21 protein-coding genes are annotated in these 18,082 nt (G+C 67.5%); 6 read left to right on the top strand and 15 right to left on the bottom strand.

Going from position 1 to position 18,082, the window contains the following annotated elements; all coding sequences use genetic code 11:
- Nucleotides 1-23: 23 nt before the first annotated feature.
- From ACX9NE_RS17435 to ACX9NE_RS17385, 11 genes are read right to left on the bottom strand one after another with little or no spacing between them, the layout of a single operon-like run.
- On the bottom strand, nucleotides 24-359 hold the full coding sequence (locus ACX9NE_RS17435) for a DUF3140 domain-containing protein (protein WP_459362938.1): 336 nt from the start codon (nucleotides 357-359) through the stop codon (nucleotides 24-26).
- Nucleotides 360-368: 9 nt separating this feature from the next.
- Nucleotides 369-584, bottom strand: coding sequence for a hypervirulence associated TUDOR domain-containing protein (locus ACX9NE_RS17430; protein ID WP_459362937.1), 216 nt, complete (start codon nucleotides 582-584; stop codon nucleotides 369-371).
- 27 nt (nucleotides 585-611) lie between these two features.
- Nucleotides 612-980 carry a DUF2784 domain-containing protein gene (locus ACX9NE_RS17425; RefSeq protein WP_459362936.1) on the bottom strand — a complete coding sequence of 123 codons (369 nt, stop codon included), beginning with the start codon at nucleotides 978-980 and terminating at the stop codon, nucleotides 612-614.
- A 60-nt stretch (nucleotides 981-1,040) separates the two neighbouring features.
- Nucleotides 1,041-2,036: a DUF5914 domain-containing protein gene (locus tag ACX9NE_RS17420; RefSeq protein ID WP_459362935.1), complete on the bottom strand. Its 996-nt coding sequence runs from the start codon at nucleotides 2,034-2,036 to the stop codon at nucleotides 1,041-1,043.
- Entirely contained in the window at nucleotides 2,033-3,550 is a 1,518-nt protein-coding gene (locus ACX9NE_RS17415) for a hydroxysqualene dehydroxylase (protein ID WP_459362934.1), read from the bottom strand. Before ACX9NE_RS17415 ends, ACX9NE_RS17420 begins: the two co-directional genes overlap by 4 nt.
- Nucleotides 3,547-4,266: a class I SAM-dependent methyltransferase gene (locus tag ACX9NE_RS17410; protein ID WP_459362933.1), complete on the bottom strand. Its 720-nt coding sequence runs from the start codon at nucleotides 4,264-4,266 to the stop codon at nucleotides 3,547-3,549. The genes ACX9NE_RS17415 and ACX9NE_RS17410 overlap by 4 nt, the downstream gene beginning before the upstream one ends.
- Before the next feature lie 2 nt (nucleotides 4,267-4,268).
- The gene (locus ACX9NE_RS17405) at nucleotides 4,269-4,580 is read right to left on the bottom strand and encodes a lycopene cyclase domain-containing protein (RefSeq protein ID WP_459362932.1); all 312 of its coding nucleotides are present in this window, start codon (nucleotides 4,578-4,580) and stop codon (nucleotides 4,269-4,271) included.
- The gene (locus ACX9NE_RS17400) at nucleotides 4,577-4,900 is read right to left on the bottom strand and encodes a lycopene cyclase domain-containing protein (RefSeq protein ID WP_459362931.1); all 324 of its coding nucleotides are present in this window, start codon (nucleotides 4,898-4,900) and stop codon (nucleotides 4,577-4,579) included. Before ACX9NE_RS17400 ends, ACX9NE_RS17405 begins: the two co-directional genes overlap by 4 nt.
- The gene (locus ACX9NE_RS17395; protein ID WP_459362930.1) at nucleotides 4,897-5,850 is read right to left on the bottom strand and encodes a phytoene/squalene synthase family protein; all 954 of its coding nucleotides are present in this window, start codon (nucleotides 5,848-5,850) and stop codon (nucleotides 4,897-4,899) included. The genes ACX9NE_RS17400 and ACX9NE_RS17395 overlap by 4 nt, the downstream gene beginning before the upstream one ends.
- Nucleotides 5,847-7,367 (bottom strand): phytoene desaturase family protein, encoded by a 1,521-nt coding sequence (gene crtI, locus ACX9NE_RS17390; protein ID WP_459362929.1) that lies wholly within the window; start codon nucleotides 7,365-7,367, stop codon nucleotides 5,847-5,849. The genes ACX9NE_RS17395 and crtI overlap by 4 nt, the downstream gene beginning before the upstream one ends.
- A gap of 19 nt (nucleotides 7,368-7,386) precedes the next feature.
- Nucleotides 7,387-8,457 (bottom strand): polyprenyl synthetase family protein, encoded by a 1,071-nt coding sequence (locus ACX9NE_RS17385; RefSeq protein WP_459362988.1) that lies wholly within the window; start codon nucleotides 8,455-8,457, stop codon nucleotides 7,387-7,389.
- 329 nt (nucleotides 8,458-8,786) lie between these two features.
- On the opposite strand from ACX9NE_RS17385, the gene ACX9NE_RS17380 reads away from it, so the two are divergent.
- From ACX9NE_RS17380 to ACX9NE_RS17370, 3 genes are read left to right on the top strand one after another with little or no spacing between them, the layout of a single operon-like run.
- Nucleotides 8,787-9,485 (top strand): phosphodiesterase, encoded by a 699-nt coding sequence (locus tag ACX9NE_RS17380; protein ID WP_459362928.1) that lies wholly within the window; start codon nucleotides 8,787-8,789, stop codon nucleotides 9,483-9,485.
- On the top strand, nucleotides 9,478-9,657 hold the full coding sequence (locus ACX9NE_RS17375; protein WP_459362927.1) for an NAD-dependent epimerase/dehydratase family protein: 180 nt from the start codon (nucleotides 9,478-9,480) through the stop codon (nucleotides 9,655-9,657). Before ACX9NE_RS17380 ends, ACX9NE_RS17375 begins: the two co-directional genes overlap by 8 nt.
- Before the next feature lie 12 nt (nucleotides 9,658-9,669).
- Nucleotides 9,670-10,014: a hypothetical protein gene (locus tag ACX9NE_RS17370; protein WP_459362926.1), complete on the top strand. Its 345-nt coding sequence runs from the start codon at nucleotides 9,670-9,672 to the stop codon at nucleotides 10,012-10,014.
- Here the strand turns inward: ACX9NE_RS17370 and ACX9NE_RS17365 are convergent.
- Nucleotides 9,935-11,287, bottom strand: coding sequence for a TIGR01777 family oxidoreductase (locus ACX9NE_RS17365; RefSeq protein WP_459362925.1), 1,353 nt, complete (start codon nucleotides 11,285-11,287; stop codon nucleotides 9,935-9,937). The two genes, ACX9NE_RS17370 and ACX9NE_RS17365, sit on opposite strands and share 80 nt — an antisense overlap.
- 55 nt (nucleotides 11,288-11,342) lie before the next feature.
- Between ACX9NE_RS17365 and ACX9NE_RS17360 the strand changes: the two genes are divergently transcribed.
- Nucleotides 11,343-12,305 carry an SDR family NAD(P)-dependent oxidoreductase gene (locus tag ACX9NE_RS17360; RefSeq protein WP_459362924.1) on the top strand — a complete coding sequence of 321 codons (963 nt, stop codon included), beginning with the start codon at nucleotides 11,343-11,345 and terminating at the stop codon, nucleotides 12,303-12,305.
- On the opposite strand, the gene ACX9NE_RS17355 is transcribed toward ACX9NE_RS17360, so the two are convergent.
- From ACX9NE_RS17355 to ACX9NE_RS17345, 3 genes are all read right to left on the bottom strand, one after another.
- Nucleotides 12,302-13,546, bottom strand: a complete 1,245-nt coding sequence (locus tag ACX9NE_RS17355; RefSeq protein WP_459362923.1) for a glycosyltransferase family 4 protein — start codon at nucleotides 13,544-13,546, stop codon at nucleotides 12,302-12,304. The two genes, ACX9NE_RS17360 and ACX9NE_RS17355, sit on opposite strands and share 4 nt — an antisense overlap.
- A gap of 94 nt (nucleotides 13,547-13,640) precedes the next feature.
- Nucleotides 13,641-15,191 carry a 1,4-alpha-glucan branching protein domain-containing protein gene (locus tag ACX9NE_RS17350; protein ID WP_459362987.1) on the bottom strand — a complete coding sequence of 517 codons (1,551 nt, stop codon included), beginning with the start codon at nucleotides 15,189-15,191 and terminating at the stop codon, nucleotides 13,641-13,643.
- A gap of 26 nt (nucleotides 15,192-15,217) precedes the next feature.
- The gene (locus ACX9NE_RS17345) at nucleotides 15,218-16,015 is read right to left on the bottom strand and encodes a class I SAM-dependent methyltransferase (protein WP_459362922.1); all 798 of its coding nucleotides are present in this window, start codon (nucleotides 16,013-16,015) and stop codon (nucleotides 15,218-15,220) included.
- Between the two features lie 217 nt (nucleotides 16,016-16,232).
- On the opposite strand from ACX9NE_RS17345, the gene ACX9NE_RS17340 reads away from it, so the two are divergent.
- Nucleotides 16,233-17,024: an electron transfer flavoprotein subunit beta/FixA family protein gene (locus ACX9NE_RS17340; protein WP_459362921.1), complete on the top strand. Its 792-nt coding sequence runs from the start codon at nucleotides 16,233-16,235 to the stop codon at nucleotides 17,022-17,024.
- Between the two features lie 30 nt (nucleotides 17,025-17,054).
- Nucleotides 17,055-18,011, top strand: a complete 957-nt coding sequence (locus ACX9NE_RS17335) for an electron transfer flavoprotein subunit alpha/FixB family protein (protein WP_459362920.1) — start codon at nucleotides 17,055-17,057, stop codon at nucleotides 18,009-18,011.
- Nucleotides 18,012-18,082 lie beyond the last annotated feature (71 nt).

The following is an 18,082-nucleotide window of genomic DNA, read 5'->3' as shown; positions in this document are numbered from 1 at the left end:
TTGCGTCAGCCGGTAGCGCGGCTTCACCGCTTGGTCGGGTCGTGACCCCAGTTCATCAGTGAATAACGCCAAGCCGTGTCGCGGATGTCGCCGCTGGGGCGTTGGGCGAGGTGCCGCTTGGTGTATCCGGTGACCTTGCGCATGTGGGCGTAATCGTCGTCGCTGAGGTCGGCGCGCTTGGACCGCAGGATCGCGACGATGCGCCTGCCGCTGGCGTGGCCGGTAGATTCTTCGCCCCCGCTTTTCTGGCCCACAGCCTGTGATTGCTTTGTCTCGAGCCACTTCTCGAGCTCGCTCGCGGTCATATTGACTTGCTGGTGAAATTCCGTCCACGTGGTGTCGTCGGCGGTGGTCGCCACGCGGGCTCGTCAGCGTTCCCGGCGCAGCGCATCCGGATTGTGCACGGCGTCTTTACCGGTCTTGTCGCTGCGGACCTGATACTGCGGGTCCTCCTCGGAAGCCCGCACGGTGCGCCCGGCCGCCTCGGTGTCCGAGGTGATCTTTCGCTCCACCGTGCCTTTGACGTCGTTACCGTGGCTCCTCCACTCGACCTTGTCGCCTTTGCGCAGTTCGTGGTCGCTCAAGTGACTTCGCTCCTCGTCGTCGGTTTCTCACGCGGGTACCCGCCGTCCCTGGATCAGTAACGCGATCCAGGAAAGCGCGGCAGCGGTGAAGGCGAGCGCTTGCGCGGTTCCGGTGCGGTTGGACGGCACGACGGCACCGTCGACGTAGCGGCCGATGAACCCGTTTTCGGGCAGGGCGTCCATGCCGGCCCGGGTGCGGGCCCAGTCTTCCAGTGAAGTCAACGGGCACTGAAGATTCAGTGTCACCACCGCCGCGCCCCAGCAGACGGTCGGCAGGTGCAGCCAGAAGGTGCGCCGCCAGCGCAATGCCAGAAAACCGCCGCTCGGCAGGTAAGCGAGGTAGGCGAAGTGCGCGGCCACGGTGGCGACGACAACGGCGAAATATTTTCTTCTCATCGCTGATTCAGCCTAGAGGACCGCTGATTGAGCCTAAAGGATTGAAGTGACATGCAGCGCTCAGTCGCCGCTGCGCAAGCGGTAGCGCCGTTCCGCGTACGCCAGATCGTCGCGCCAGAGCCGGTTGGCGGCGTAGCGCATCAGTGGGGTGACCAGCGGTGCCACGTTGCGCGCCGCTTTGAACCCGGGACGTTGGGAGTGCGCGACGACGGCTTCGATCACCGCTAGCCGGGGGTGGCCGTCGGGCCCCGGACCTATTGGCGTCGCGTGGGTTTCGACGACGCTACCGGCGCCTTCGCCTTCGACGATGCGCATCACGATGGTGCGCGCTTCGGGGCAGGTGAATTCCGCGATGGTGGGCACGCCGAAGCGCCCGAGCCGGAAGGTGACCGACACGACGAAGCGGTCGTCGTCCTCGGTCGGAGTGGTGAGCACCTCGAGCCTGGTGAAGGAGTAGGGATGGAACCATCCGCCGTGCCAGGGGTCGAGGCGGTTGGCGATGACGTCCTGCGGTTCGCAGGTGCCGACGACCTTGGCGACTGCGGACAGCGTGGTACCGGTAGGGCGATCCGGGATCACCGGCACGTCCAGCGGCGCCTCCCCGCCCACCGAGTCGAGTCGCACCCAGGCCAGAACACCGTCGTCGTAGCTGGGCAGCGGGGCCCATCCGAGCTTGCATCCGGTGCCGTCGAGGGCGAGGCCATGCCAGCGACAGAACAGGACTCCGTCGGACACCGTGCCGGTGGCCAGGTCTGCCCCCAGATGCGGGCAAGCGGCCGGACCCACCGTCAGGCGGCCCAGCTGATTGCGCCAGGCGACGAGTTCGACGCCGGCGATGCTGGCGCCGAGTGGCCGAGTCTGCCGCACGTCGCGGCTGGCGCACAGTACGTACCAATTCCCCGTCGGCCGCCGTTGCGACCGTTCCAACGCGGCGTTGATGATTGCCGGCTGCGCTTGACCGTAGGTGGGACGCTGCGCGGTCCACGGCGCGCGCGGCACCAATTGCAGCGGCCAGTCCTTCGGCCAGCGTTCCCGCAGCTGATCGCCGACACTCATGACTGTCCTCGCCGTTGCCGCAGCGCCAGCGTCCGCAGCAGCGTCGAGCGTCCGCGGGTGGGCACCGTGAACAGGTCGTGCCCCGACACTCCCCAGCTCGCCAGCAACTGGTTGGCGGCCACCCAGCCCGTCGTTGCGGCCCGTTCCATCAACGCCACCGGAAGGTCGACGCGAATGCCGTCACCCGCCAGCACCAGGCCTGGTTGCGGCGTGGCGACTGTCGGCCGCCGCGTGTAGGTTCCCGGGGTGAACAGCGGGCAGTCGCTTCGGCGCAGCACGAGTTCGTGAATCACGCCGGCCGCAGCGGTTTCCGGGTAGAGCTTGTGCAGCTGCTCGATCGCTGCGTCCTTCGGAGTCGCGGAATCCATTGCATAGCAATGCAACTCGACGACAGAACCACCGGTGCGGCGGGACCAGGCGGCGGCCTCGGCTTCGTAACGCTCCAGCACGCTGATGTTGTCCAGCGGTGGATGGCCGGCGGTGCCCAGGAACGCGGCCCGGTCGGACCTGACGGGTCGGTCCAGCCACAACCGGTGAACCACAAACGAAGGAGCGGTGCCCAGCCGCCGGATCTGGGCCCGCCACAGGTCGTTGGCCAGGCTCGCTGATGCGGACGTGATCTTTTGCAGGCCGCCCACATCGAGCGCCAGCACCACCGCGTCCGCCTGCAGCCGCTCGTCGTCGGTGTGTACCGTGAACCCGGTGTTCGCGGTGTCGACGCGCAGTACCGCCGTGCCGAGCCGGAATTGCACACCCCGTTTAATCAGGTAGTCCCGCAACGGATTCCACAGGGCGGTATCGAAGTTGGCATTGGCCACATCGAAGATGAGTCCCTCGTTGGATCCCAGGAAGTAGATGTGGAACATCGTGGCCAGTTCGCCGGCCGAGAGCTGTGTCGGCTCGGCGAAGAAGCTGCGGGAGAACACTTCGAACGCGAGGTGTCGCGCTGACTCGGGGAAATTAATGCTTTTCAAGAACGTTTCGGCGTCGACGTGATCAAGCTGATGGTAGATGTCGGGGACCGACACCGCGGCCAGCGGCGCGGATGCCCGGGCGTCGATGCGTGCCAGATCCGATAGCCGGAACGTGGGACTGCGCAACGCGAATACCAGCGCGTTCCACGGCGGTGTGCGGGGCAGTCCGCGGAAGGTGTCACGACGGCCCGCGCCGTCGATCAGCGGATAATCCGCTACGGCAGTGAGCATCCGCAGCTGCGGATCGACGCGGCCCAGCAAGTTCCGCAGGTTGTAGTACTGGCGGAAGAAGGCGTGAAATCCCCGGTTCATCGGCAGGTGGGTGCCGTCGTGCTGTTCGGTCCATCCGCCGACCCGCCCGCCGAGATAGGGTTCCTTTTCCACCACCTCGACGTCGACACCCCGCTCGGCAAGCCCGGTGGCGGCCGTCAGCCCGGCGATGCCGGCACCGACAACCACGACCCGCGGGCGTGACGACAGTGCGTGGGCATCGGCCAGGCCTGGTGTGGCCAGATGTCGTTCGCGGCGGCGGTCGGTCATCTCGGCACCTCCCCGATAAAAGTATGGACGATGTTGCGTTCCCAGCCTGGCATCGTTTCGGTGTGGACGTCGCAGAATCCGGCGTCGGACATCCGCTGACGGAACGCCGCTGCGCCGTCGAAGGTCAGCACGCTACGCCACAGGTGCCGGTACAGGGTGGTACTGCGGGTTCGCCACCACCCGGACGGAATGATGATGCCCCAGCACACCGCGTGCCAGATCCGCGTGGCGACAGGGGAATCGCGCACCGAGTATTCATGCACCGCCAGCCTTCCGCCCGGCCGCAGCAGGTCGCGGAAAGCTTGCAGCTGGCGGTCCGGGTCGGCCAGATTTCGCAGTAGGTAGGCCGCGAGGATGCCGTCGAACGGGCCGGTGATGCCGTGTTCGCCGAGTTCTTCGATGGGGGTGTGCACGAACCGGACCGATGGCGGCCACGGTTTGGCCCGCGCCGCCGCCAGCATGCCGCGGGATGCGTCAACGGCGACGATCTCGGCTTCGGGAGCCTCGGCCAGCAGTGCGGCGGTGGAAGCGCCGGTGCCGCAACCGGCATCGAGCAACCGTAACCCGCGACCGTTGTCGGGCAATCCCATGCGCTGCACCGACCGCCGGAGGTTCTTGTGGTACCCGGGGTTTGCACCCACCAGTTGGTCGTAAGCGTCCGCGCCGACGTCGAACGCGTCCGGCACGTCGCCCCGGGCAAGGCCTGCTTTATCCATGATCACCGCCGTACACGTTGATACTCCCACAACAGCAACACCCCGGTGACCAGAGCGAAGCCGAACAAGAAGTCCTCGACGGGAATGTCGAACGGGAATCGCAGCCCGCTGGTCTGCCGTTGGTCGTAAATGACCACGGGGGCACTGAGCTTGGTGAGCCAGCCATCCACCGGAACCTGGAATCCCAGCACGATCACCATCGACAGCCAGTAGGCCAGGCGACGGAACAGCCCGGTGCGCAACACCGTGAACTCGAGGGCGCACACCGCCAGCACCGACACCACCGCCGGAACGGTGTAACCCAGTCCGGTCATCGACGCCGGCTCCAGTTGAGGATGGTGCTCACCGCGTTATAGGTGAGCAATCCGCACACCGGAATCACCACGAAAAACAGCACTTCTTCGATCGGAATACGTGGAGGCAGGTCCACGCCGATCAGGTATTTGCCGTTATACCACCATATTCCGGCGGCGATCGCGACCGCGTCCCAGACCAGGAACACCGCAGCGAACGGGGCGATGGCGCGTATCAGGCGGCCGGGCCGGCGATACACTCCTTCGCCGAATATCTCCAGCGGCAAGGTGATCAGCAGGCACAGCCCCAGCACGATCAGATATTGCCAGTGGTCGCTCACGCAGCACCGGGCTTCCGCCGTTCAGCCGGTGACCGCCGGATTCGCCAGGACTGGAACAGGGCACTGCCGGCAACCTGGACGCGGCGGGCCTTGCCGACGGTCGCGCGGTGGCTGAACACGGCGAAGCCACTGTCCTCGATGCGGTCCAGGATTTCCGAGTAGAGCGTCAACGCGGTGGCCACGCAGGGGCGTGACCGCGACGCGAGCAGATCAATCCCCTGGGCGGCGAAGTGGTAGATGTCGCGGGTTATCTTGTGCTGCTCCGCGAGGGCGTCGCGTACCCGGGCATCGGTGCGGCGATGCATATGACACCACAGCATCAACTCGCGATCGACACCGTGTGCGGCGAGTTCGTCGGCCGGGAGGTAGATCCGGTCGCGCATCAGGTCTTCGTCGACGTCCCGCAGAAAGTTGGTCAACTGGAACGCCCGGCCCAACGCCTCGGCGTATGGTGCTGCTTCGGTAGCGTCGGTGACCGTCCCGAGCACCGGAAGCACCTGCAGGCCAATGACTTCCGCCGAACCACGCATGTAACGGTTGAGCGCCGGGCGGTCCGGATAGTCGGTGACGGTGAGGTCCATGCGCATGGATTCCAGGAAATCCCGGAACAGCTCGGTCGAGATCTGGTAGCGGTTTACGGTATCGTCGACCGCCGCCAGCACCGGCTCGTCGCGCTGGTCACCGCCGGCGAAGAAGCGCTCGGACAGCAGTTGGAGCCGCTCGCCGCGCGCGCCGGCGTCCAGGTTGGGATTGAACTCGTCGAGAATGTCGTCGGCCAGGCGGGCGAAGGCGTACAGCGCGTGCACCGCCGGGCGCTGGTCCGGCGCGAGCAACCTGGTGGCCAGGAAGTAGGTGCGGCCGTTTTGCGCGGCGATCTTCCGGCAGGTGCGATAGGCGGCCCGCAAGTCGGGATCGTCGATGCCGGCGGCGTCCAATTCGGTGCGGATCATGGAAGTCGGGCTTTCAGATCTAGTTGCGTGGAACTGCGGTTCGGGACGCCGGTGATACGGTCCGCGGCCAACCGCCCGGATATCAGGGTAGTGGGAACGCCCACGCCGGGGGTGGTCGACGACCCGGCCAGCACTGCGTTCTCGATACCTCGTACCAGGTTGGCCGGCCGGAACGGTCCGGTCTGCGCGAACGTATGGGCCAGGGCGAACGGCGTGCCCGCCGCCATGCCCGCCCGCGCCCAGTCGGCGGGTGTGTCCACGTGTAAAACCTCGGCACTGTCGCCCAGATTGGGCAACAGCCGTTGCTCCACGGCCTCCAGCATGGTCTGCGTGTAGGGCGCAGCGGTGGTCGACCAGTCGATGCGACCGCGGTCCAGGTTCGGTGCCGGTGCCAGCACGAAGAGCAGATCACGTCCCGCCGGGGCCAGGGCGGGATCGCTGGCGGTCGGGCGGGTGACCAGCAGTGACGGATCCCGCATCAGCTGACCATCGCGGATGATGTCGGTGAACGTCTGATCCCACGCGTCACCGAACAGAATGGTGTGGTGTGCCGGCGGGGGATCGAGAGCGCGGCAGCCCACATGCATCACCACCGCCGACGGCGCGGCTCTGAGCGGCAAAAGACGCTTTGGCCGACGGCCCAGTAGTTCATAGGTCAGCGGTAGCTCGGTGGTCAACACCACCGCGTCACACGCAATGCGCTCGCCGTCGGCGGTGACGACCGCGTTGACGCGGTCGCCGCTGCGCTCCAGCGAGGTGACCGTCGCTCCGTAACGGAAGTGCACCCCGGCGTCTCGCCCGGCAGCGGCGAGCGCGTCGGGAAGCGCCCGCACACCACCGCGCGGGAAAAAGACGCCCGACACGGTGTCCATGTAGGCGATCACGGCGTATACGGCCAGCGCGTCCTGGGGCGCCACCCCGGCGTAGAGCGCCTGGAAGGTGAACACCCGTCGCAGCCGGGGGTCGCTGATGTGGCGCTTGACCATGGTTTCCCAGCGGCGGAACCCACCCATGCCGGCGAGGCGGGCCAGCTGCGGCGTCAGCATCGACAAAGGTGAATCGAAGTTGGCGGAGATGAAGCCGTCGAACTCCGTCCGGTAGAGCCGATCCAGCCAGACGCGCAGCGCGCGATAACCGTCGGCGTCGCGCGCTCCGGCGAACTCGCGCACCGAGGCGGTCATCCGCTCGGCATCGGTGTGTACATCGAGGCCGGCGCCGTCGGCGAACATGGCGCGGTAGGCCGGGTCTACCGGCAACAGGTCCATGCGCTGCTCGAGGGACTCACCGACGGCGGCGAATACCTCGTCGATGATGTCGGGCATGGTGAGCACCGTCGGCCCGGTGTCGATCAGGTAGCCGCCAATGTCGCGGCGCCCGGCCCGGCCGCCCGGCCACGGTTCGCGTTCGACCACCGTGACTTCCCGTTCCCGCCCGGCCAGGTGCAGGGCCGCCGACAGTCCGGCAAATCCCGCACCGACGACGACCACCCGATCGGTGCGGCCTCCCACGGTACGCATCATCACCACCCCCGCCCCATCATGCGGCGCGCCGCGTGCACACTCCGGCCATACTGGCCAGTGCGCCACTCATCGTGCCGTCGATTCCGCTATTGTCCAGAGCTTTCCGGGCGATCGCTACCCGATCTGCGATGAGTTCTTCGATTCGCTGCACCGCGCCCGTCGCGAAAATCAGTCCCCGCCAGTGCTCGAGGTCGTCGTCGGTGAGGTGATGGCTTTCGATCAGGTCGCCGAACTGCCGGCGGGTTGCACCGTCGGCCAGCTCGTATGCCGCGACCATGACGCTGGTGGCCTTGCGTTCCAGCAGATCGCCGCCGTTCGGTTTGCCCGTGGTCGACGGAGATCCGAAGATGCCCAGGACGTCGTCACGAAGTTGGAACGCTTCACCCACCGCGCTGCCGTATTCGCCCAGCCGGGCCAGGGTGCGGTCGCTGCAGCCGGCCATCGCCGCGCCGATCTCCAGTGGCCGGCGCACCGTATAGTTCCCGGACTTGAGCCGAGCGACATTGAGCACCGCGTCCAGCGTGGGCAACCTGCGCAGGTCCAGCACCAGGTCAGCGAACTGGCCCACCGCCAGCTCGGTCCGCATCGCGTCGTAGCGTGGCCAGGCACGCTGCAGCTGATGACGGCTCAGGCCACAATCGCGCAGCATCTGCTCGGCCCAGATCAGGCACAGGTCACCTAACAGCACCGCGGCGGATTCGCCGAACCGACGGGAGCAGCCGGACAGGCCGTGCTCGCTGTGCCATCGGGTGAACTGCATGTGTGCCGCCGGCAGCCCCCGCCGCGACGGCGAATCGTCCATCACGTCGTCTTGCAGCAGGGCAAAAGCATGCAGTAGTTCAAGACTGGACGTCGCCGACAGGGCCGCGTCGCTGGCCGGCGCCCCGCACAACCAGCCCAGGTACATGAACGTCGAGCGCAGGCACTTCCCCCCTTTGACGAATTCGAGGAGGATGTTGCCGGCGACGTCCACGCCGCAGTCAACCAAGTTGTCGCTGCAGCGTGCGGCGACGAAGTCTTCCACCTCGTTCAGTACTGCGCGGCGCAAACTCGTTCTCCACGAATCGAAGTGAGCGATCGATGGCAGGCCGGCAACGCTCTGACTTGCGGCTTCCGCAAGTGCGACTCGCGAAAAGTCACGTACATCTCCCACAGCGGCTCCCTCGCAACTACCGGCGGCCGCTGATCCGGGACGGCTCAGATTCACGCGTTGGTACCCCTTCGACGAGAAGTGAAACCACCGGCTGGTGGCGTCGGGCGGTCGAACTATCTCTTCATTTATTTAATCGTTAACTTAATGAATGATTCTGTGGCGCGCCAGTCGTGCGGGTCGGGCCCCGACTATTGAGCACACGTAGCAGAGCCCGATCCGGTTCACCGAGGTTTTCGGGTGCGCAGACGGGGAACCCGCCGCCGGTGAACGTTCCTGATTTGATCGCGACACCTTTCCGGTGGGGTTCCGCACTGAGACGCAAGCGGTTTTTTCACCCATTGGGTTTGATCGCCCACGGTTCCCTCACGCGTATCGCGCCGGAGGGCGAGGGACTACCGGTGCGCAGCTGCGATGTCGTCGCCCGGTTCTCCAAAGCCACCGGCACACCGAGCGTGTTACCCGACTTCATCGGACTTGCCATCCGTCTCGAGTCCGGGGACCAACCCTGGGACATCCTGCTGGTCTCTGCGGGATCGGGGTTCGTGACCCGGGCCCTGGCGCTGCGGCCTGTCACGTCGTGGTCACACCAGAACATGACCACGCTGATGCCGCTCAGTTACGGCGGCAAGAAGTGGTGGCTGCGGGCGCGAATCGACACCGATCTGCAAGGAATGGGGCTGTCGCTCGACAGGGTCCGTGACGGCATCGACAACGGCGGCATCGCAGTATCGCTCGAGCAGGCATGCGGTAGCTCCGATTTTCGGGAACTGGCCCGACTGTCGTTGAACAGGATCGTCGAACTTGGAGCGGGACAGGATATTTCGTTCGATCCGGTGGTGAATGCCGCGCCGGAGGTGAAGCTGTATCCGGGATGGCTGGCCACACTGCGGGCCAGTGCCTACGCCCGCAGCCGTGAGGGTCGGGACGCGGACGCACCGGACCACGAGGTGGCACGTGGCTAGGCGGATCGCTGTCACCGGCGCATCCGGCAACGTGGGCACGGCGCTGTTGCGCATGCTCGCCGAAGCCCGCGGGGACAGGGATTACGAGATAGTCGGTATCGCGCGGCGTGAGCCCCCGTCCGAGGACGTCTACGGAAATGTCGAGTGGCATCAGCTGGATGTCCCCGAGTAGGGCGCGCAAGCCATGCTGCACAGCATCTTTCGCGACGTCGACTGCGTCGCGCATCTGGCCTGGGAGTTTCAGCCCACCCGCAACACCCGCTATGTGTACGAAGTCGGCTTGCGCTGCACCGCCGTCCTGAACGCAGCTCACAGCGCCGGAGTTCGGCACCTGGTCCACATGTCCTCGCCGGGCACCTGCGCGCCGGGACGGTACGGGGAGAAGGTGGATGAGACGTGGTCGGCCGCGCGTCTGAGTTCGTCGACCTACAGCAGAACCAAATCCCCGTCTAGCCCATGCTGCGTCCCAGCACATGCCGCAACGCCGATTCGAGATCGGGCTGCCGGAACGGGTGCTCGGCCCTGCTGAGTCGGGCGGGGACCACCCGCTGATCGGCCAGCGCCAGTTCCCGAGCGCCCTGGGCGCCCAGCAGCACCCTGGGTCCCAGCGCCGGTACCGGCAGGACGGCGGGGCGGTGCAGCACCCGCGCCAGGGTGCGGGTGTATTCGGTGTTGCGGACAGGTTGTGGCGCAACGGCATTGACCGGTCCGGACAGATCGCTGTCCCACCACGCGCGGTGATAGATGTCAATCAGGTCGTCGATCCCGATCCAGGAGAACCACTGCCGGCCATCACCGAGCCGGCCGCCCAGCCCGGCGCTGAACAGCGGCCGCATCAGCGCCAGGGTGCCGCCGGCCGGGGACTGGACGATGCCGGTGCGAACCTTGACCACCCGCGCTCCGGCCTGCTGGGCCGGGGCAGTCGCATCCTCCCAGTCGGCCACGACTTCGGCGAGAAACCCATCCCCGCGTGCGCTGTCTTCGGTGAGGGGCTCATCGCCTCGGTCATACCCGTAGAAGCCGATCGCCGATGCCGAGATCAGCACGGGCGTTCCGCTGCGCGCCACCAAGTCGGCGAGCCGCCGGGTTGGCCCGATCCGACTGTCCCGGATCGCTTTCCGGTGTTTGCCGGTGAAGCGCCCGGCGATCGACGCACCGGCGAGGTGAATGACCGCGTCCACACCGGCCAACAGCTCGGGATCGGGGTCGTCGGTATTCCATGTCCGCTCATCGGGACCGTGCGCGGCGCCGCGAACCAGTCGAATGACGCGGTGCCCCCCGGTCCGCAGGAAGGCCGCCAGGGCGGTGCCGACCAAGCCTGACGCACCCGTCACGGCGACGGTCGAGGGCGCCAGACCGTGCTGGGCGGCCCGTTTGTGCGCGGCCAGGTCGTCGGCCAGCTGGCGGTGCCGATAGACGAACATCGGGCGCAGCGCGCGTGCGGGCACCGGCGTCTCGACACGATCGACGACGCGGGTCTGGTCTGCGCCGACCTCTTCGAAATCATGGAAGTGCCGCCAGTGGCCGATGATCCGCGGCGGTAGCGAGGCCAGTCCGTCGCTGCTGAGCACATCGACGAAACGCCGCGGCGGATCATAGGAATCCGGCTGATGCTGAGCCACCCATCGCAGGCCGCCCGGCAAACCGAGGATGGCGCGCCCGTCCTTCACCGATTCGGCCTCGCTGACGAGCCGCATCGGCGACCACGGCGGGGAAAGCCTGGCGAAGGCGCCGGGGCGGGTGTGCCAGGCGAACACCTCATCGCGCGGTGCGTCGACCACGCTCGAATAGATCAGGCCCATGCGTGTGACGTTACCGACCGATCCGGTGCGGTGCCGGTGCGGCATTCTTATCTGCATGGGTGTTCGCGACGGAATCGTTTCGCTGTTCGACGCCGTGCTGGACCGGGCGGTGGTTCCCGGCTATACCCGGATCGGCTACCGCCTGCGAGCCCTTGACTGGCCGGATGATCCGCCGGCGGGCGCCCTGAAAGGACGCACGGTGCTGGTCACCGGCGCCAACCGCGGCATCGGATGGGCGATCGCCTCAGGGCTGGCGGCCCTGGGCGCGACGGTGCTGCTCACGGTGCGCGACCGGTCCAAGGGGGAACAGGCCCGTGCGCAGATCATCGCCCAGCACCCCGGCGCCGACATCCGGGTCGAGGTGTGTGACATGTCGGACCTGGCGTTGGTCCGCGCCTTCGCCGCGGATCTGGCGGGCCGGATGGCGGGGCTGGACGTGCTGATCCACAACGCCGGACTGCTGCCCGCCCAGCGCACCGAAACCGGCGAGGGACATGAGGTCACGCTGGCCACCCACGTGCTGGGCCCGTTGCTGCTGACCGAAGGCCTACTTCCGCTGCTGCGTGCGTCCAGCGATCCGCGAGTCATTCTGATGTCCTCGGGCGGCATGTATACCCAGCCGTTGCCGGTCGGGGATCCCGAGTACCGCGACGGCCGGTATCGCGGCGCTATCGCCTACGCCCGGAGCAAGCGGATTCAGGTGGCGTTCACCCCCGTCCTGGCCCGACGTTGGTCGGGTATCGGCGTCTACTCCATGCACCCGGGCTGGGCCGATACGCCTGGCGTCGCGTCTTCTTTGCCCGGCTTCCGTCGCCTCACCGGCCCGCTGTTGCGCACCGCCGAGGAGGGCGCCGACACCGCCGTCTGGCTCGCGGCGACCAAACCGGCACCGCCGACCGGCCTGTTCTGGCACGACCGGCGACCGCGTCCGGTGCACTATCTGCCGACGACCTGGTACAGCGATGACGATCTGCAGCGCATGTGGCGCTACTGTGCCGACGCCGTCGGGCTGGATTAACGATCCGGTAGCGCGTGCTCGACAACGGGCCGCCGCGCCGGTAATTGCCGCTCCCGGCGCTTGGCGGCGAGATACACCTGTGCCGTCTGGCCGGCCACCGTGTGCCAATCGAAGTCGGAGTTCAGCCGATCCCGGGCGGCGCGGGCGTGCCGCTGTGCGGCCGCGGGATCGTCGAGCACGCTGCATACCGCTGCCGTCAACCCGGCCACATCGCGGGGCGCGAACGACACCCCGGTGACACCGTTGATCACCGCCTCGCCCAGACCACCGGTATTCGAAGCCACCACCGGAATGCCCGTCGCGGCAGCCTCCAGCGCGGCCAGCCCGAAAGGTTCGTAGTGACTGGGCAGGACCGCGGCGTCGGCCCGGTGCAGCGCGGCGAGCAGTTCGTCGTGGTGCAGATGCCCGACGAAGCGGGTTGCTTTGAGCACCTTGTGTTTACGAGCCTGTGCGACGAGCCAGTCCTGCTGGGTGCCGTCACCGGCGATGGTGAGGGTGGTCCCCGGGTGGGTGCGCCGGATCCGCGGCAGCGCGGCGATGGCGTCGTGCACGCCCTTCTCGTATTCCAGACGGCCGACGTAGAGCAGTTCCGCCGGACCGGTACGCGGGCGGCGTTGGGCGAACGGCCAGCGGGTCGTGTGAATTCCGTTGCGGATAACCGTGATCTCGGACAGGCCGGGGCCGAACAGTTCGGTGATCTCGTCACGCATCGACGCCGAACACGCGATCAGTGAATCGGATTCGCGCACCAGCCACGATTCGACCGCATGCACCTGACGGCTGATGGCGCCGCTCACCCAGCCCGAATGTCGACCCGCTTCCGTCGCATGAATCGTTGAAACCATTGGCGCATCGTAGAATTCGGCCAACGCGATGGCCGGGTGCGCAACCAGCCAATCGTGTGCGTGTACCACATCGGGACGCCACGGCCGTTGGCCGCCGCGGCTTTTCACAGCCAGCCCGGCGCGGATCATGGCGTGGCCCATGGCCAGCGTCCAGGCCATCATGTCGGTGCCGAAGGTGAACGCGTGCGGGTCCTCGGCGGCCGCGATCACCCGCACACCCTCGCTGATCTCATCCGAGGACGGGTGGGTGCTGGGATCGGTGCCGGTGGGCTGCCGGGACAGAACAACCACTTCGTGGCCGGCCTCGGCCAGCGCGGTCGACAGGTGGTGGACGTGCCGGCCCAGACCGCCGATCACCACCGGCGGGTACTCCCATGAGATCAGCAGAATCTTCACGCGCGTGCCTTCTTTCGGCGCGAGCGACCGGAAAATGCCCTCCGCCGCGGCGTGTCGATGGCAACACGCGCGCGCTCGCGGCGGAAGGAGCCCGTCACTTGGGCAGCCTGCGGGCGTCCAGCGCTCCGAACAGCCCGTCGGCCCGGTTCCAGCCCTGCGCCAGGCGCCGTGCGGAGTCGCGGCGGCCCGATGCCAGCGCCCCGGCGATCTCCCGGGTGGCGTGAGCGTGCAGATGCGCGCGGTAGCGCGCGTAGTCGGCAGCGGAGTCCTTGCTGACCATGAACGGCCAGTCGCTGGACACCGTCAGCAGCGTCTCCCGCAGGATCTGGTCGGCGACGTGATCGCGGGGAATGGGCCCGTCCAGCGAGGCCGTCTGCGCCAGCGCCTTATCCACCGTGGTCAGCGCGGTGTCTACCACCTCGGCGTTGAGCTGCACCAGGTCGGCCACCTGCTCGCCGTTCCACACCTGCCAGTCCTTGCCGGAACCCCAAGAGCTGGGCGGCAATTCGACCGGCGAGCCGACGAAACCGGCCGACATCGCGTCGCGCAGCGTCCCCACCTGCACGCCGGCCTCGGGCAACGCCCGCAGCACACGTGCCAGCCAGGTCGGTCCCTCGTACCACCAGTGGCCGAACAATTCCGTGTCGAAGGCGGCGATCACATGGGCCGGCCTGCCGATCCGTTCCGACTCGGCGTGCAGCCTGCTGCGTACCAACTCGACGAAGTCGGCGACGTGTATGTCGACCGCCCGGTCGGCGCGCCCTGGGTCATAGGGCGCCTTGTCCTGCGAGGCCACATTGCGGCCGGTGACCCGGGCCGGTTTCAACCCGGTGAGATGGTCGTAGGTGTGGAAGTCGCGATAGGCGGCGTGGCCCGGGTAGCCGGACTTGGGTGACCATACGCGGTAGCTGACCTGCAGGTCGCGCCCGAACGCGATCACGTTGCCGGCGCCGACCGGTCGCCCGAGCGCGGTGTCACCGTGCAGCGACGGGCCGTCGACCATGAAGTGGCTCACACCGGCGGCGGCGTAGTCGTTTTCCATGCCGGGTGCGTAGGCGCATTCGGGAGCCCAGATCCCGCTCGGGCGCGGCCCGAGCCGTAGCCGCGCGTCGGCCAGGCCTTCGCGCAGCGCGAACTCCCGCAGCCGCGGCGCCAGCAGTGGCTGGAACGGGTGGGCCAAAGGCCCACCCAGCAGTTCCACGGTGCCGGCGTCGATCAGCGCGCGCAGCAGCGGGCTGCCGCCGTGCCGCCACAGCGTGGCGAAATCCTGCAGTGCCTGATCTGCCTCGTGGCACTCACGAATACCGAATGCCCGCAACGCCTCCGGTGAGCAGGACGGGTAACCCGCCGATTTGGACCGCGGCAGCGAACGCACGCTGGCCGCTTCGGCGGCGCGCAGCTGCCAGTTGGCCAGCCAGTGATACATGCCGTCCAGGCAGTACGGGTCGTCGAGCTGGGCGTTGACCACCGGCGTCATGCCCAGGGTGAGTAGGCCGCCGCGATCCTCGTCGGCCAGCGCGCGCAGCACCCGGAACAGCGGCAGGTAGGAAGCCGCCCACGACTGGTAAAGCCACTCCTCGCCGACCGGCCAGCGGCCGTGATGCGCGAGCCAGGGCAGGTGGGTGTGCAGCACCAGCGTGAACATGCCCGGCACGCGGGCGGTTGACGTGGTCAACTCCGCACCGCGATCGCAACCAGGTCCAAGCTCTCGTCGATGTCTCGCAAGGCCCGGTCGACGAGGTCGAAGTCGGCGGTGGCGACGGCCGCGACGTCCGCCACCAGCTCAGGCGACCACGGCGCGTCGGCCACCGCTCGCGCGATCTGGGCATCGATGATCGAACCCCCGTGCCGGCCGTCCATCTCGAGCAACCGCGGGCCGTGAAAGAGCCCGCTCATCGACACGCCGGAGAATCCTCCCTCGACCAGCAGTTCGGTGAGCTCGTCGGCATTGAGCTCGCGGGTGTGGAACGGGTTGACCGGCGTGTCGCGGCCGGGGGAGAAGGTGATCCGGTTGGGTGTGGACACCAAAAGCAGACCCCCGCGTCGCAGCACCCGGGCGCACTCCCGGATGAATCGGCCCTGATCCCACAGATGTTCGATGACCTGGAAATTCACCACGACATCCACCGAGGCATCGGGTAGCGGCAGTTCGGTCAGGTTCGCCTGCAGCACCCGCACCCGGGGGTAGCGGTGGCGGACATGGGCCACGGCGGAGGCGTCGTAATCGACCGCGACCACCTGGCGCGCGATGCCGGCGATGAGGTCTGCGCCGTAACCTTCGCCACAGCCCGCTTCCAGGACGTCGCGCGCCGCGCAGTGCGGCGCCAGGCGCTCATAGACCACCTCGTGGCGGCGGAACCAGTAGTTCTCGATGTCGAGGTCCGGGATGGTGCGCTCGCCCGTCAGCGTCAACGCCGTGTCGACGGCGTGGTCGATACGGCCCGGAGTATTGGGGACGATTGCGCTCATTGTTAAGGCAGGCTAATGCCTGGCTTACGATTCGCGAACCGGACGGTGGATCAAGGGGTATGCCCAGGGCAATCGTCGCAGTACGGACCCGCTATGGTGGGATGGCAAACCGCGATAAGTTACCAGCTAGTAACATGGCGTATGCGGTTGCGAAACGCGTGACCGAGGTCCCGTAGTCGACGCTGCGGGACTCCTTCGAGGAGGACGAACCACACTCATGACGAACATCGTGGTCCTGATCAAGCAGGTTCCGGACACCTGGTCGGAGCGCAAGCTCTCCGACGGCGACTGGACGCTCGACCGCGAGGCCGCCGACGCGGTCCTGGACGAGATCAACGAGCGCGCCGTGGAAGAGGCCCTGCAGATCCGGGAGCGGGAGGGCGGTGAAGGGTCGGTTACCGTGCTGACCGCCGGCCCCGAGCGCGCGACCGAGGCGATCCGCAAGGCCCTGTCCATGGGCGCCGACAAGGCCGTCCATCTCAAGGACGACGGCCTGCACGGCTCGTGCGTGGTGCAGACGGCGTGGGCGCTGGCCCGCGCGCTGGGCACCATCGAGGGCACGGAGCTGGTGATCGCCGGAAACGAGTCCACCGACGGCTCGGGCGGCGCAGTGCCGGCCATCATCGCCGAGTACCTGGGCCTGCCGCAGCTCACCCACGTGCGCAAGCTGTCCGTCGAGGGCGGCAAGATCACGGCCGAGCGCGAGACCGACGACGGCCTGTTCAGCCTCGAGGCCACGCTGCCCGCCGTCGTCAGCGTCAACGAAAAGATCAACGAGCCGCGCTTCCCCTCCTTCAAAGGCATCATGGCCGCCAAGAAGAAGGAAGTCACCGTCCTGACACTGGCCGAGATCGGCGTCGAGCCCGACGAGGTAGGCCTGGCCAACGCGGGGTCTTCGGTGCTGTCGTCCACCCCGAAGCCGCCGAAGACCGCAGGCGAGAAGGTCACCGACGAGGGCGAGGGCGGCAGCGAGATCGTCAAGTACCTGGTCGGCCAGAAGATCATCTGAGCCCAACTCAACGTAGAGAGCGAATAACCCATGGCTGAAGTTCTGGTGCTCGTCGAGCACGCCGAAGGGGCCCTGAAGAAGGTCACTTCCGAATTGATCACCGCGGCCCGCGCCCTTGGCGAGCCGGCCGCCGTCGTCATCGGTGCGCCGGGTACGGCCGCACCACTGGTGGACGGCCTCAAAGAGGCCGGCGCCGAGAAGATTTACGTCGCCGAGTCCGACGTTGCAAAGAACTACCTCATCACCCCGTACGTCGACGTGCTGGCCTCGCTGGCCGAGTCCAACGCGCCCGCGGCGGTGCTGCTGGCCGCTAACGCCGACGGTAAGGAGATCGCGGGCCGGCTGGCCGCGCGCATCGGATCCGGTCTGCTGGTCGACGTGGTCGAGGTGCGGGAAGGCAACAAGGCCCTGCACTCCATCTTCGGTGGTGCGTACACCGTCGAGTCGCAGGTCAACGGTGATACGCCGGTGATCACGGTGCGCGGTGGTGCCATCGACGCCGAGCCGAGGCCCGGCGCCGGCGAGCAGGTCAATGTCGAGGTCCCGGCCCCGGCAGAGAATGCGACCAAGATCACCAAGCGCGAGCCGGCCGTCGCCGGCGACCGCCCGGAATTGACCGAGGCCAGCGTGGTGGTCTCCGGTGGCCGGGGCGTGGGCAGCGCGGAAAACTTCAGCGTGGTCGAGGAGCTGGCGGACTCGCTGGGCGGCGCGGTCGGTGCATCGCGTGCCGCGGTCGACTCCGGCTACTACCCGGGCCAGTTCCAGGTGGGGCAGACCGGCAAGACCGTCTCGCCGCAGCTGTACATCGCACTGGGCATCTCCGGGGCCATCCAGCACCGGGCCGGCATGCAAACCTCGAAGACCATCGTCGCGGTCAACAAGGACGAGGAAGCGCCGATCTTCGAGATCGCGGACTACGGTGTGGTCGGCGACCTGTTCAAGGTGACTCCCCAGGTGACCGAGGGGGTCAAGGCCCGCAAGGGCTGATTCTTCAGACGAACGGCCCCGCGGGTTCAGCTGCGGGGCCGTCTTCGTCGCGCTTGAACTTCGGACCAGCG

The sequence above is a fragment of the Mycobacterium sp. ML4 genome (assembly GCF_054515735.1).
Note: the sequence above shows the minus strand (reverse complement) of the source record. Positions and strands in the feature narration are given on the sequence as shown.

Excerpts from the sequence above, each read along its gene's own strand:
- ACX9NE_RS17425 (WP_459362936.1), bottom strand. The coding sequence starts at position 980 with ATGAGAAGAAAATATTTCGCCGTTGTCGTCGCCACCGTGGCCGCGCAC.
- ACX9NE_RS17420 (WP_459362935.1), bottom strand. The coding sequence starts at position 2,036 with ATGAGTGTCGGCGATCAGCTGCGGGAACGCTGGCCGAAGGACTGGCCG.
- ACX9NE_RS17415 (WP_459362934.1), bottom strand. The coding sequence starts at position 3,550 with ATGACCGACCGCCGCCGCGAACGACATCTGGCCACACCAGGCCTGGCC.
- ACX9NE_RS17410 (WP_459362933.1), bottom strand. The coding sequence starts at position 4,266 with ATGGATAAAGCAGGCCTTGCCCGGGGCGACGTGCCGGACGCGTTCGAC.
- ACX9NE_RS17405 (WP_459362932.1), bottom strand. The coding sequence starts at position 4,580 with ATGACCGGACTGGGTTACACCGTTCCGGCGGTGGTGTCGGTGCTGGCG.
- ACX9NE_RS17395 (WP_459362930.1), bottom strand. The coding sequence starts at position 5,850 with ATGATCCGCACCGAATTGGACGCCGCCGGCATCGACGATCCCGACTTG.
- crtI (WP_459362929.1), bottom strand. The coding sequence starts at position 7,367 with ATGCGTACCGTGGGAGGCCGCACCGATCGGGTGGTCGTCGTCGGTGCG.
- ACX9NE_RS17370 (WP_459362926.1), top strand. The coding sequence starts at position 9,670 with ATGCTGCACAGCATCTTTCGCGACGTCGACTGCGTCGCGCATCTGGCC.
- ACX9NE_RS17365 (WP_459362925.1), bottom strand. The coding sequence starts at position 11,287 with ATGGGCCTGATCTATTCGAGCGTGGTCGACGCACCGCGCGATGAGGTG.
- ACX9NE_RS17360 (WP_459362924.1), top strand. The coding sequence starts at position 11,343 with ATGGGTGTTCGCGACGGAATCGTTTCGCTGTTCGACGCCGTGCTGGAC.
- ACX9NE_RS17350 (WP_459362987.1), bottom strand. The coding sequence starts at position 15,191 with ATGTTCACGCTGGTGCTGCACACCCACCTGCCCTGGCTCGCGCATCAC.
- ACX9NE_RS17345 (WP_459362922.1), bottom strand. The coding sequence starts at position 16,015 with ATGAGCGCAATCGTCCCCAATACTCCGGGCCGTATCGACCACGCCGTC.
- ACX9NE_RS17340 (WP_459362921.1), top strand. The coding sequence starts at position 16,233 with ATGACGAACATCGTGGTCCTGATCAAGCAGGTTCCGGACACCTGGTCG.
- ACX9NE_RS17335 (WP_459362920.1), top strand. The coding sequence starts at position 17,055 with ATGGCTGAAGTTCTGGTGCTCGTCGAGCACGCCGAAGGGGCCCTGAAG.